The sequence below is a fragment of the Aquabacterium sp. genome (genome assembly GCF_049317225.1).
In the GTDB taxonomy this organism is placed as follows: domain Bacteria; phylum Pseudomonadota; class Gammaproteobacteria; order Burkholderiales; family Burkholderiaceae_C; genus Aquabacterium.
Map to the genome: position 1 here is coordinate 15,974 of NZ_JBMOIR010000023.1, position 13,050 is coordinate 29,023.

The following is a 13,050-nucleotide window of genomic DNA, read 5'->3' on the forward strand; positions in this document are numbered from 1 at the left end:
ACTCTTTCAACCTCCCAGTTGGTCCGGCATCATCGTCAGGACGCAGTAATCCACGCTGGACATGAGCAAGAAGAACGACATCAAGCTGTTGCGCATCAACTACCTGCGCGGACCCAATATCTGGACTTACCGCCAGGTGTTGGAAGTCTGGCTGGACCTCGGAGAGCTCGAAGACTTTCCGTCCAACCTGCTGCCCGGGTTCAACGAACGCCTCACGGCCCTGCTGCCCGCGCTCGAAGAGCACCATTGCGGCGTGGGCGAGCGTGGTGGCTTCATCCAGCGTTTGCAAGAAGGCACCTGGGCCGGGCACATCCTGGAGCACGTGGTCATTGAGTTGCTGAACCTGGCGGGCATGCCCACCGGCTTTGGTCAAACGCGTAGCACTTCCCAGCGCGGCGTCTACCGCATGGTGTTTCGTGCCCGCGACGAACAAGTGGCGCGCAGTGCCCTCAAGGAAGGCCATGCCTTGCTGATGGCCGCCATCAACGACGAGTCATTTGGTGTGGCCGCCGCCGTGGAGCGCGTGCGTGAACAAATCGACGACTGCTACCTTGGCCCCAGCACGGCGGCCATCGTGGGGGCCGCGACCGACCGTGGCATCCCGCACATTCGCCTCAATGACGGCAACCTGGTCCAACTGGGCTACGGCAAGGCGCAACGTCGCATCTGGACAGCCGAAACCGACAAGACCAGCGCGATTGCCGAAGGCATTGCCGGCGACAAGGACCTGACCAAGACCCTGCTCAAGGCGTGTGGCGTGCCCGTGCCCGAAGGCGAAGTGGTGAACAGCCCGGCTGCGGCCTGGGAAGCTGCGCAAGACATTGGCCTGCCAGTGGTGGTCAAGCCGCTGGACGGCAACCACGGCCGTGGCGTGTCGCTCGAATTGATGACGCAGGCCGATGTCGAGGCCGCGTATGCGATCGCGGACGCCGAAGGCAGCGATGTGATCGTCGAGCGCTACATCCGTGGCGACGAGCACCGCGTGCTGGTCGTGGGCGGCAAGGTGGTGGCTGCTGCGCGTGGCGAAAGCCTGTGGATTCACGGCAACGGTCGCGACACCGTGCGCCAGTTGATTGACAAGCAACTCAACAGCGACCCTCGCCGTGGCGAGGCTGAAGAGTTCCCGCTCGAAACCATCATTCTGGAGCGCGAGCCGGCCATGCGCCTGCTGCTCGAGCGTCAGGGCTTGCACGGCGAAGCCATCCCCAAAGATGGTCAGAAGGTGCTGGTGCAGCGCAACGGCAATGTGGCCATCGACTGCACCGATGATGTGCACCCCGATGTGGCGCACGCGGCTTCCCTGGCGGCGCGCGTGGTCGGGCTGGACATCGCCGGCATCGACCTCGTGGTCGAAGACATCTCCAAGCCGCTGGCCGCCCAAGGTGGCGCAGTGGTGGAAGTCAACGCGGGTCCGGGTCTGCTGATGCACCTGAAGCCGGCGGAAGGCCTGCCGCGCCCTGTGGGCAAGGCGATTGTCGACAACCTGTTTGACGAAGATGAAACCGGCCGCGTGCCCATCATTGGCGTGGCGGGCTCGGATGGCGTGACGCAAGTCAGCCGCCTCATCGCTTGGTTCCTGCACCTGAGCGGTCGCCATGTGGGCCTGACCTGTGCAGATGGCTTGTTCCTCGGTTCGCGTCGTGTCGAGCAGGGCAACCGTGCCAACTTCGCTGCGGGGCAACGCCTGCTCATGAACCGCGAGGTCAATGCGGTGGTCATGGAAAACGGCCCCGTCAGCATCCTCAACGACGGCTTGGCCTACGACCGCTGCACGGTGGGCGTGGTCACTGACCTGCATGGCGCCGAAGCCCCGGTGGCTCCGGCTTTGGCTCACCACGACATTCATGCCAGCGAGCAGATGTTCAAGGTGCTGCGCACGCAGGTGGATGTGGTCTTGTCCGACGGCGTGGCGGTGCTGAATGCCGGCGATGAACGCCTGGTGGAAATGGCTGACCTGTGCGACGGCGACGTCATCTTCTACGACACCCATCACGACAACCCGGCCATGGTCGCGCACCGCGCCAAAGGCGGCCGGACCGTGTCGGTCGAGGGGCACCATGTTTTGCTGACCCACAACGGTCAGATGGCGGTGCGCTGTGCCGACCTGAACAGTGCTGCGGCTCGCCGCATGACCGGTGGATTGTCGGAGCAGCCGTTGCCCGGCGCCAGCATCCAGGCCTTGTTGGCCGCGGTGGCGGCGGCGTGGGCCATGGGCATCTCCCCCGAATTGATCGCTGCCGGATTGGAAACCTACGATCCGACGGGCAAGGCGGTGCGTTAAGGCCGTCACCAACCTGAATCCATCCATTCGACGCGAACACCAAGAGACAAGCAGATGGACGTTTCTCGCATCCGGGCCCTGCGTGGCCCCAATCTCTGGAGCCGTCATACGGCCATTGAGGCCGTTGTGGCCTGTGAGCCTGATGAGTGCACCCTGGACAAGCTGCCCGGTTTCGAAGACCGTTTGCGCAAGCTGTTCCCCACCTTGGGTCCGCTGCGCCCGGATGGTCGCCCCGGACACATCTCCCTGGCGCATGTGCTCGAAACCGCTGCCTTGGCCCTGCAGGCCCAGGCGGGTTGCCCGGTGACGTTCAGCCGCACGGCGCAAACGCTGGAGCACGGCGTTTACCAGGTCATCGTCGAGTATTCGGAAGAGGCCGTGGGAAAGCTCGCGTTTGGTTACGCCCAAGCGCTGGTGGCCGCCGCGCTGCAGGACAACGGCAGTTTTGACTTGCCGGCCGTGCTGGCCGAATTGCAAGAGTTGGACGAAGACGTCCGCTTGGGCCCCAGCACCGGTGCCATCGTGTCGGCCGCCGCTGCACGTGGCATTCCCTGGCGTCGCCTGACCCAGGGCAGTCTGGTGCAGTTTGGGTGGGGCAGCAAGCAGCGCCGCATCTGGGCGGCCGAGGTGGACAACACCAGCGCCGTGGCCGAGTCGATTGCACAAGACAAGGATCTGACCAAGCGTTTGCTGGCCGCCGCCGGCGTGCCTGTGCCCATCGGTCGCCCTGTGGCGGATCCGGATGACGCATGGGTCGTGGCCCAGGAAATCGGTCTGCCCGTGGTGTGCAAGCCGCAAGACGGCAACCAGGGCAAGGGCGTGACCGTCAACATCCAGAGCCGTGAGCAACTGGACATCGCCTACAAGGCTGCCGCCGACATCGGTCAGGTCATGGTTGAAAAATATCTGCCTGGTAATGACTTCCGTCTGCTGGTGGTGGGTGACAAGCTGGTCGCTGCCGCGCGCCGCGATCCCCCTCATGTGATTGGGGATGGCGTGCACACCGTGCGCGAACTGGTCGATCAGGTCAATGCTGATCCTCGTCGTGGCACAGGCCATGCGACCTCGCTGACCAAAATTCGTTTCGACGACATCGCCATTGCGCGTCTTGACATGCAGGGTTTGAAGCCCGAGTCGGTGCCCATGCAAGGTCAGCGCGTCATCCTGCGCAACAACGCCAATCTGTCGACGGGGGGCACCGCCACCGATGTGACCGACGACGTCCACCCCGAAGTGGCGGCGCGTGCAGTGGCAGCGGCGCAGACCATCGGTCTGGAAATCTGTGGCGTGGACGTGCTGGCTGAGAGCGTGCACCGTCCGCTGGAAGAACAGAGCGGTGGCATCGTGGAAGTCAACGCCGCACCGGGCCTGCGCATGCACCTGTCGCCGTCGTACGGCAAGGGTCGCCATGTGGGCGAAGCCATGGTGGCCAACCTCTACAAACCCGGCGAGGATGGTCGCATCCCCGTGGTGGCCGTGACCGGCACCAACGGCAAGACCACCACTGCCCGTCTGACTGCACACCTGCTGGCCACCAGTGGCTTGCGCGTCGGCATGACCAACACCGATGGGGTGTACGTCAATGGCCGCCAGATCGACAGTGGCGACTGCTCCGGTCCCAAGAGCGCTCGCAACGTGCTGCTCAACCCCGATGTGGACGCGGCCGTGTTTGAAACCGCGCGTGGCGGCATCCTGCGTGAAGGCTTAGGCTTTGACCGTTGCCAGACCGCCGTGGTGACCAACATCGGCGCGGGCGATCACCTGGGCCTGAACTACATCACCACGGTGGAAGACCTGGCGGTGCTCAAGCGCGTGATCGTGATGAACGTGGCCGAGAACGGCTACGCCGTCCTGAACGCTGCTGACCCGATCGTGACCGCCATGGCGCCCAAGTGCCCAGGCGGCGTCATCTACTTTGCGCTGGATCCGCACAACCCGGTGCTCACGGCCCATCGTGCGCAAGGCAAGCGCACCATCTCGGTGGACGGCGATGCCATCGTGGTGTGCGAAGGCAGCTGGCGTGAAACGCTGGCGCTGCGTGACATCCCCATCACCCGTGGCGGTGCCATTGGCTTCCAGATCGAGAACGTGATGGCCTCGGTGGGGGCAGCTTGGAGTTCGGGTCTGGATTGGGACACGATCCGTCGTGGTCTGGCCAGTTTCGTGGCCGATACCGACAACGCCCCCGGTCGCTTCAATGTGATGGACTTCAAGGGCGCCACCATCATTGCCGACTACGGTCACAACCCGGACGCCATGCGCGCGCTGGTGTCTGCCGTGAACGCCTTGCCTGCCAAGCGCCGCTCGGTGGTGATCAGCGGTGCCGGTGACCGTCGTGACGAAGACATCCGGGAGCAAACCGCGATCCTGGGTGAGGCCTTTGACGACCTGATCCTGTTCCAGGATGCCTGTCAGCGTGGCCGTGAAGACGGCGAAGTACTGGCGTTGCTGCGTGAAGGCTTGAGCAAGGCCCAGCGCGCGCAACGTGTGGATGAAATCCGTGGCGAGTTCCTGGCCATCGACACAGCCCTGGACCGTCTGCAACCGGGCGACCTGTGCCTGGTGCTGGTGGATCAGGTGGAAGAGGCGTTGGCCCATTTGGCCCGCCGCTGCAGCGAAGGCTGACCGTTCTCGGGGCGAAAGGGCCCCTCTCAACAGGAGTGACCACCATGTCGTTACTGGCCCTGTCTGATGAAGCCCTTCAACAGCTCTTGCGTGACGAAGCCCCTTATGGGGATCTCAGCACCATGAGCCTCGGGCTCGGCGATCAGCCGGGCAGCGTGACGCTGGCGGCCAAGCAGCCCATGACCGTGTGTGGGTGTGAGGAAGCGGCCCGCTTGTTCGAGTTGTGTGGCGCCAAGGCCCATGTGCTGTCACCGTCAGGGCGCCATGTGCCCGCCGGGACGGAGTTGCTGGGTGCCCATGGCCCGGCCTCCACCTTGCTGCGCGTGTGGCCGCTGGCGCGCACCCTCATCGCCGATACGAGCGGTTTGGCCAGTGAAGTGGCGCGCATCGTCACCGAATTGCGTGCGGCGGGGCACACGCTGCCACTGGCTTGCACGGCACAAGTCTTTCCTGGTACCCGTGCGCTCATGGCCAAGGCCGTTCACAGCGGCGGCGGGACCATGTACCGGCTCAACCTGTCGGACAGTCTGGTGCTGACCCCGGCGCAGCGGGTGTTCATGGACGCCACGCTCGACGACACCGTGGGCCGCTTACGCAAGCACCACCCGGAACGGCGACTGGTGGCCGAAGTCGGGTCTTTGCAAGAAGCTCTGGCCATGGCCTCGGCTGGCGCCGAAGTGCTGGAATTGCAAGGCATGCTACCGGATGCCGTCCGCACCTGCCGCTTGGCCCTGCACACGGCCAAACTGCACCCGATGCTGGTGGTGTCTGGTGAGGTTACGGCCGCCAATGCGGTCGCTTATGCGATTGCTGGGGCAGAGATGCTGGTGAGCTCTGCCTTGCCCCATGCCGTGCCGCGAGACATCGAGGTGCGCTTCTCTCGCGACGCCTGAGGGGCGTCAGTACGCGACGCTGAAGCGCTGCCCTTGGTAGCTGAATACGGCAGATTTCAGGCGGATTTCATCGAGGCTCAAGCCCGACATGGGCTGATCCCCTTCGTGGAAAACCCCGCCATTGATGATCAGCATGCGCTTGCTGGGCACGTCCGAATACATCGCCCCGCCAAACACCATGTTGGGCAGTGTGCGACGCATCTCCTCGGGCAGCTCATTCAAACGCAGGATGGGCGAGTTGGCCGTCGCGGGAGTCGTGACCTTTGGCGTGCTCGATGGGCGTGAAGCCACGGGCTGCTGCGGTGTGCTCTGCCTGACGCTGTCTGTGAATGGCGTCGGCGATGGTTGTGCCTGAGGTGGTACTGGCATCGGTTGCGACGCAGGCAAGCTCGGTGCTGGCGCGGGCATCGACGCCGGAGGCTGCATGGGCGGCGGCATCATCATGGGGGGCGGTGATGATGGTTGTGCAGGTGCTGGCGTAGGCGTTGCAGCATGCTGCCAGAGTTGCCACCCCATCACGCCCAAGGCTGCCAATGCCACGGCGGCAAAACCCATCGCCAGGGGGGTGACCGAGATGGTTTTCGGCAAGGCGTCATCTGCCAGGGGTGTCGCCGCAGTGTGCAGTCCAGGCACCGCAGCGCGTTCACGCTCAGCATCCGCTTTTTTCAGTGCGTCAAGGATGTACGACATGGCTTACCTCAACGTTGCTGGCGTGGGCAGACGGGGTTCATCAATGCCCGTGAGCCGGTTGATCTGCATGAAGGTGGTGCCACCCACCACCCCATCTGGCTTCAGGCCTTGGGCGAGTTGAAAGTCCTGTACACGTCCTTGCAGCGCAGTGTCGTACACGATGCGCTCGCTTTGCGATGGCGTGCCTTTGCCATCGATTTGGCTCATGCGCTGCGCCACCCAATCCACGACCGGTCCGCTCTGTCCCAGCAATATCTTGCTGCGATAGCTTTCGGGCGCCTTCCACAGGGTCACGAAATCGCCACGCCACACGTTGGCCAATGTGCCGAGTGCGATGCGCAGGCGCTGTTCACCGAGTTGCAACACGGCAAATTGATCGTCGAGCGCCACCAGCACGCCATACAGCGTTGGTGTGCGATCCCCATGCAGCATCAGCATGACCGGACGCTCGAGCTGGCGAACAAGTGGCAAGCCACTGCTGTTTCGGAAGCAAAAAAGTTGTTGGCGTGTTGCGACCTGACAGGCGTCGCCTTTGCCTAGTTGGACTTGCCATTGCTTGGCCAAGGCGGTCACAGCTGTGTCTTCGTTGTGCCACGCAGCCGCCAGAACCTCCTCCGCAGTTCCCAGGGGCAATGCAGCGTTGGCGGGGATGTTTGTTGCAGCTGCGGCAGCCGATGGGGCAGAGGGCGGTATCGTCGCTGCGCTGGCCGCGATGGCTGGCGCCGAAGTCGCGGTGGCAACTGTCGTGGTACGGCTGTCGGTGGCCTTCGGCTGTGTCTGCTTGGAGAGTCGTTCGGCTTGCCTCTGGTACAGCGCGGCGGCCGCGCCGACCATGACTACACCAGCCAGGACCGCAGAGCCCATGGCCAGCCACGGACGGTATGGGGGCAAGCCAACGCTGACAGCTTGTAAGGGGATGACGCTCCCATGGCTGGGCTTGGTCGGTGGCGGGAACACTTCGGTCGCAGCCTTGTCCACGATGGGGCGGTCTACCTTGGTTCTGCCCTCGGCGTACGCCCCCAACAAGGATCGGTCGCACAGCAGGTTGATGCGCCGCGGCACACCCCGTGTGATCTGATGGATGCGTCGGATGGCCTTGGGTTCAAACAGCGCGCCCTTTTTCAGCCCCGCCACCGTCAAGCGGTGCAGGATGTACTGCGCCGTTTCCTTTTCGGACATGGCATCCAGATGGCAGCGCGCAATCACGCGCTGCGCCAGTTGCTCCATGTCGGGACGTGCCAGCATGTCACGCAATTCAGGCTGACCAATCAGAATGATCTGCAGCAGCTTGCGCTCATTCGTTTCCAGATTGGTCATCAGGCGCAACTGCTCGAGCACTTCGGCCGAGAGGTTTTGCGCTTCGTCGATGATCAGGACGTTGTTTTGCCCCACTGCATGGGTCTTGAGCAGGTATTCGTTGAGCGGGTCAATGTAGTCCTTGACGGTCGCAGGGCTGTGGCCCTCGTGCTTCAACGGAATGTGAAACTCGTCGCACACGCTTTGCAGCAACTCTGGCACCGTCATCTTCGGATTGAAGATGTAGGCCACGTTGCAGCGGCGCGGAATTTGCTCCAGCAGGCAGCGGCAGATCGTGGTCTTGCCCGCGCCAATTTCACCCGTCAGCAGCACGAAACCGCCGCCCCCATTGACGCCATACAACAGATGAGCGAGCGCCTCGCGGTGGCGTTCGCTCATGAACAAATAGCGTGGATCAGGCGCAATCGAAAACGGGGACTGCTTCAGGCCGAAGTAAGACGCGTACATGCCCTGAAGGATACCGTTGCTTGTGCCTGGTTCTGCGACGCACTTCATGCACAATCGAAAGGAGTCATGTCGATCCACTCATCGTTTCCCCCAGATCATCCCGAGAAGTCGGTCGAGAGGCCCGCGGAGTTCCGGCCGGCCACTTACGTGGTGGACACCAACGTCATCCTGGTGGCCAATGGCCAGCATCCGGGGGTAACGTCGGCCTGCGTGGCCGCGTGTCAGCAGTGGTTGACCTGGGTGATGGCCGAGGGGCGCATTGCTCTGGACAGCGATTTCGCCATCGTTCGCGAGTACCAGCACAAGACCCATGCCAGCGATGGTCAGGGCTTGGGGGATGCTTTTTTGCGCTGGGTGCTTCACCACCTCGACGACAGTGCGCGTTGTGATCTTGTGCCCGTGGTGGCTGATGCGGATCGTGGCTACACAGCCTTTCCGCCGGACACACGCCTGTCGGCGTTTGACCTCTCCGACCGTAAGTTCGTGGCCGTGGCGCGCACCCATCCCGAGCACCCCACCATCTTGCAGGCGGCCGATTCAAAATGGCTGGATTGGTCGCCCTGCCTGGCCGAGCACGATGTGAGCATCCGTTTTCTGTGCTCGCCCGACTTGCATCTCTTTCATCGGCACAAGTTCGGTGTCTGACGTTTACTCATTGCCCATGCACACACACGATTTTTTCCGTTTTCCGCACACGCCGCACATTGCCTGGTTGTCCAAGGGCACGCCGCGTGACGACAAGGTGCTGGCGCCGAGCGAGGCCGAGGCCTTGCTGCAACACGCGGTGGTGGTCGAAGAAAAGCTCGACGGCGCCAACATGGGCATCTCGTTTTCGAGCGAGGCGGTGCTGCACGTGCAAAACCGCGGGCAGTATCTCAACAAGCCGTATGGCGGACAGTTTGCGCGCCTCGACGAGTGGCTGGCCATTCGGGAAGGCGATTTGTTTGATGCCTTGGGCGATCAGCTCATTCTGTTTGGCGAGTGGTGTGCCGCCCAGCACTCGCTGGACTACGACGGCTTGCCCGACTGGTACATGGCTTTTGACGTGTACGACCGGCAGGCCCAGAAATTTTGGAGCACGCGCCGCCGTCATGAATTGGCCGTCAAGCTGGGACTGCGAGAGGTGCCGCAGGTCAGCCAGGGGCAGACCAGTTTGTCGGAGCTGACCCAATGGGTGGAGGCCCACCGCAGCCACTACCGTGATGGGCACCTGGAAGGCGTGGTCATCCGCTACGAAGATGACGACTGGTTGCTGCAGCGGGCCAAGCTCGTTCGTCCGGACTTTGTGCAGGCCATTGAAGAGCACTGGCGCAACCGTGCGATCCAGTGGAATCGCGTCGTCTGGACCGACGACGGCGAAGCGTAAGCCGCATCAGGGCTGGCTGAGCCAACGTTGAGCCAGCCGCACCCACAGCGTTGCCGCAAACGGGATCAGGCTGTCGTTGAAGTCGTAGCTGGGGTTGTGCAGGGTGCAGGGGCCCAAGCCATGGCCCCCTTCGCGATGGGTGCCATCGCCGTTGCCGATCACGAAATAGGTGCCCGGCTTTTCTTGCAGGTAGTAGCTGAAGTCTTCCGCGCCCATCGTGGGCTCGAACTCCTGCACATGGTCGGCCCCAAGCATGTCCACCATCACCTGACGCACGAACGCCGTCTCGTCCGGATGGTTGATCGTGGCCGGGTAGTTGCGCATGAACTCGAACTCGGCCGTGGCGCCAAAAGCCGTGCACAGGTGCTCAGTGAGTTCGCGCATCCGGCTTTCAATCAGGTCCAGCGTATCGGTGGTGAAGGTGCGCACCGTGCCTTGCATCGTGACAGATTCGGGCACCACATTGGTGGCTTCGCCAGCTTGAATCATCGTCACCGAGATGACGCCGGTTTCGGACGGGCGCATGTTGCGCGTCAGGATGGTCTGGAAGGACTGCACCAGCTGACACGCGATGGGTACCGGGTCAATGCCCAGGTGGGGCATGGCGCCATGGCAACCCTTGCCCTTGATGGTGATCACGAACTCATTGCTGGATGCAAACACGGGGCCGGATTTCACGGCCACATGCCCTGCGGGAATGCCAGGCCAGTTGTGCAGGCCGAAAATGGCATCCATCGGGAAGCGATCAAACAGCCCGTCTCGCATCATTTCGCGCGCACCGCCGCCGCCTTCTTCGGCGGGTTGGAACACCAGGACGACGCGGCCATCGAAATCGCGCGTGGCGGCCAAGTGTTGCGCAGCGGCCAGCAAGATGGCCGTGTGGCCATCGTGACCGCAGGCGTGCATGCGGCCCGCATGGCGACTGGCGTGCGCAAAGGTGTTGTGCTCGGTCATGGGCAGGGCGTCCATGTCGGCGCGCAAACCCACCGAACGCGGCCCCGGGCGGCCCTGAATTACCCCCACCACGCCGGTTTTGCCCAACCCGCGGTGCACCTCAACCCCCCACGATTGAAGGGTGCGTGCCACCATGTCCGAGGTGCGGACTTCTTCAAAACACAACTCGGGGTGGGCGTGCAGGTCTCGCCGCAATGCCCGCATGGCATCGGCCTGTTCGAGGATGTCCGGCAAAACAGTGTCGGGCGAAACAGGGTGGACAGACGTCATGTTCAAAGCAGCGCGACTGCGGGTCGCATGTTGCGAGGCTGGTCATCTTACCCGTCTGCTCCCTTATAGTTGCGCCCGTCATAGCAAACCCTGATTGAGTACGAGGAAACCGACATGAGCGACGTGCAATTCCAGCAATCCCACACTCTCGGCCTGGACAAGGCACGTGAACTGGCCCAGCGCTGGGTCGAAGGAGCAGGTGCCAAGATGGGTCTGACCTGCAAGACCGAGCAAGGTGCCGATAAGGACGTCGTGAGCTTCGAACGTTCGGGCGTCAACGGCACCATGATCGTGACCGGCGAGAGCTTCAACGTCGACATCAAGCTCGGCCTGATGATGAAGGCCTTCAAGCCCATGATCGAAGCCGAGATCACCAAGAGCTTCACCCGCATGATCGAAAAGGCCTCCGGCGGCGAGGCCTGATTGGCCGACGTACTGTGAGGTGCGGGGCAGGGGCCTAAAATCGGCCCCTCCATGAGCGCCGTCACCTTTCAGCACGTATCCAAGACCTTCTCCTCAGGCGGGCGCACCGTGCGTGCCCTCAACGATGTCAGTTTCGACATCGCGGAAGGGGAGTTCTTCGGTTTGCTGGGCCCCAACGGGGCCGGCAAAACCACCCTCATCAGCATCCTGGCCGGCTTGAGCTGTGCCTCGGGTGGGCGTGTGTCCGTGCTTGGGCACGATGTCGTGAGCGAATATGGCGAGTCTCGCCGCGCCCTCGGTGTGGTCCCCCAGGAACTGGTGTTCGACCCGTTTTTCTCGGTGCGCGAAACCTTGCGCATCCAGAGTGCCTACTTCGGTTTGCGTCATAACGACGACTGGATCGACGAGCTGCTGGCCAATCTCGGGCTGAGTGACAAGGCGGACGCCAACATGCGTCAACTCTCTGGCGGCATGAAGCGCCGTGTGCTGGTGGCGCAGGCCCTGGTGCATCGCCCCCCCGTCATCGTGCTGGACGAGCCCACGGCCGGGGTGGATGTGGAATTGCGCCAAACGCTGTGGCATTTCATTGCCCGCCTCAACAAGGCCGGGCACACCGTTTTGCTGACCACTCACTATCTGGAAGAAGCCGAGGCGCTGTGCCATCGCATTGGCATGCTCAAAAAAGGTGAGTTGGTGGCGCTGGACCGTACCTCGGCTTTGCTGGCAGGCACGGCGTCGACCATGTTGCGGTTCAAAACCGATGTCAGCTTGCCGCCGGATCTGGCCGCGCAAGCCCGTGTGACGGGGCGCATCGTGCAGGTGCCCGCGAAAGACGCGTTGGACGTGGAGCGCATCCTCGCGCAGTTGCGCGAAGCAAACTGCCCCATCGAAGACATGGAGTTGGGTCGCGCGGATCTGGAAGACGTGTTCCTGGCCATCATGCAAGGCAAGCAAGGAGTGGCCGCATGAGCGTGCTCAAGACCCTGGAGGGCGCTCGCCCCCTGTTCTACAAAGAAGTGCTGCGATTCTGGAAGGTGAGTTTCCAGACCGTGGGGGCCCCCATCCTGACCGCCGTGCTGTACCTGCTCATCTTCGGCCACGTGCTGGAAGACCATGTACACGTCTTCAAGGACGTGAGCTACACCCGCTTCCTCATCCCCGGCCTGGTGATGATGAGCTTGCTGCAAAACGCGTTCGCCAACACCTCCTCGTCCCTCATCCAGAGCAAGATCACGGGCAACCTCGTCTTCATCCTGCTGACGCCTTTGTCGCACCGTGCATGGTTTGTGGCTTACGTGGGGGCCTCGCTGGTGCGAGGGCTGGTGGTGGGGGGGGGTGTTTTGCTGGCCACCCTCTGGTTTGCCGTGCCCGGGCTGGCCGAACCCTGGTGGGCCGTGATCTTCGCGGTGTTGGGGGGCGTGCTCCTGGGCAGCCTCGGTCTGATCGCTGGGCTGTGGGCCGACAAATTCGACCAGATGGCGGTGTTCCAGAACTTCATCATCGTGCCCATGACCTTCCTGTCGGGCGTGTTCTACTCGGTGCACTCCCTGCCGCCGTTCTGGCACACGGTGTCTCACCTCAATCCTTTTTTCTATTTGATCGACGGGTTCCGTCGTGGCTTCTTCGGCGTCAGTGATGTCAGCCCCTGGTTGAGCCTGTCCGTCGTGTTGTCGGCCACGGTGCTGGTGTCGGCCTGGAGCCTGCACCTGCTCAAGTCGGGCTACAAGATCCGTCACTGAGGGCGCGCACGCGTTGCCCCTGTGGTTGTAGATTTCGTTAAGTGA

At 62.9% G+C, this 13,050-nt stretch carries 11 protein-coding genes; 8 read left to right on the forward strand and 3 right to left on the reverse strand.

Annotated elements, in window-relative coordinates:
- Positions 1-61: 61 nt before the first annotated feature.
- Genes cphA (ACOYNB_RS12620) through ACOYNB_RS12630 form a run of 3 tightly spaced genes read left to right on the forward strand, consistent with a single transcriptional unit; the run spans position 62 to position 5,799 of the window.
- Positions 62-2,281 (forward strand): cyanophycin synthetase, encoded by a 2,220-nt coding sequence (gene cphA / locus ACOYNB_RS12620; protein WP_422839382.1) that lies wholly within the window; start codon positions 62-64, stop codon positions 2,279-2,281.
- A gap of 54 nt (positions 2,282-2,335) precedes the next feature.
- Complete coding sequence (gene cphA, locus ACOYNB_RS12625) at positions 2,336-4,906, forward strand: cyanophycin synthetase (RefSeq protein WP_422839383.1); 2,571 nt, start codon at positions 2,336-2,338, stop codon at positions 4,904-4,906.
- A gap of 44 nt (positions 4,907-4,950) precedes the next feature.
- Positions 4,951-5,799, forward strand: a complete 849-nt coding sequence (locus ACOYNB_RS12630) for a ModD protein (RefSeq protein ID WP_422839384.1) — start codon at positions 4,951-4,953, stop codon at positions 5,797-5,799.
- A gap of 6 nt (positions 5,800-5,805) precedes the next feature.
- Here the strand turns inward: ACOYNB_RS12630 and ACOYNB_RS12635 are convergent, their stop codons facing one another.
- The gene (locus ACOYNB_RS12635; RefSeq protein WP_422839385.1) at positions 5,806-6,489 is read right to left on the reverse strand and encodes a general secretion pathway protein GspB; all 684 of its coding nucleotides are present in this window, start codon (positions 6,487-6,489) and stop codon (positions 5,806-5,808) included.
- Between the two features lie 3 nt (positions 6,490-6,492).
- Positions 6,493-8,253, reverse strand: a complete 1,761-nt coding sequence (locus ACOYNB_RS12640) for an AAA family ATPase (protein ID WP_422839386.1) — start codon at positions 8,251-8,253, stop codon at positions 6,493-6,495.
- Between the two features lie 66 nt (positions 8,254-8,319).
- Between ACOYNB_RS12640 and ACOYNB_RS12645 the strand changes: the two genes are divergently transcribed.
- Together ACOYNB_RS12645 and ACOYNB_RS12650 are read left to right on the forward strand one after the other, a co-directional pair.
- Positions 8,320-8,898 carry a hypothetical protein gene (locus tag ACOYNB_RS12645; RefSeq protein WP_422839387.1) on the forward strand — a complete coding sequence of 193 codons (579 nt, stop codon included), beginning with the start codon at positions 8,320-8,322 and terminating at the stop codon, positions 8,896-8,898.
- A gap of 16 nt (positions 8,899-8,914) precedes the next feature.
- Positions 8,915-9,619, forward strand: a complete 705-nt coding sequence (locus ACOYNB_RS12650) for an RNA ligase family protein (protein ID WP_422839388.1) — start codon at positions 8,915-8,917, stop codon at positions 9,617-9,619.
- 6 nt (positions 9,620-9,625) lie between these two features.
- Here ACOYNB_RS12650 and ACOYNB_RS12655 read toward each other — a convergent pair whose 3' ends face one another.
- Positions 9,626-10,777 carry a M20 aminoacylase family protein gene (locus ACOYNB_RS12655; protein WP_422839407.1) on the reverse strand — a complete coding sequence of 384 codons (1,152 nt, stop codon included), beginning with the start codon at positions 10,775-10,777 and terminating at the stop codon, positions 9,626-9,628.
- Between the two features lie 180 nt (positions 10,778-10,957).
- Between ACOYNB_RS12655 and ACOYNB_RS12660 the strand changes: the two genes are divergently transcribed.
- Genes ACOYNB_RS12660 through ACOYNB_RS12670 form a run of 3 tightly spaced genes read left to right on the forward strand, consistent with a single transcriptional unit; the run spans position 10,958 to position 13,005 of the window.
- Positions 10,958-11,266, forward strand: coding sequence for a polyhydroxyalkanoic acid system family protein (locus ACOYNB_RS12660; protein ID WP_422839389.1), 309 nt, complete (start codon positions 10,958-10,960; stop codon positions 11,264-11,266).
- Positions 11,267-11,317: 51 nt separating this feature from the next.
- The gene (locus ACOYNB_RS12665; protein ID WP_422839390.1) at positions 11,318-12,235 is read left to right on the forward strand and encodes an ABC transporter ATP-binding protein; all 918 of its coding nucleotides are present in this window, start codon (positions 11,318-11,320) and stop codon (positions 12,233-12,235) included.
- Positions 12,232-13,005: an ABC transporter permease gene (locus ACOYNB_RS12670; RefSeq protein ID WP_422839391.1), complete on the forward strand. Its 774-nt coding sequence runs from the start codon at positions 12,232-12,234 to the stop codon at positions 13,003-13,005. The genes ACOYNB_RS12665 and ACOYNB_RS12670 overlap by 4 nt, the downstream gene beginning before the upstream one ends.
- The last annotated feature ends 45 nt before the right edge of the window (positions 13,006-13,050 follow it).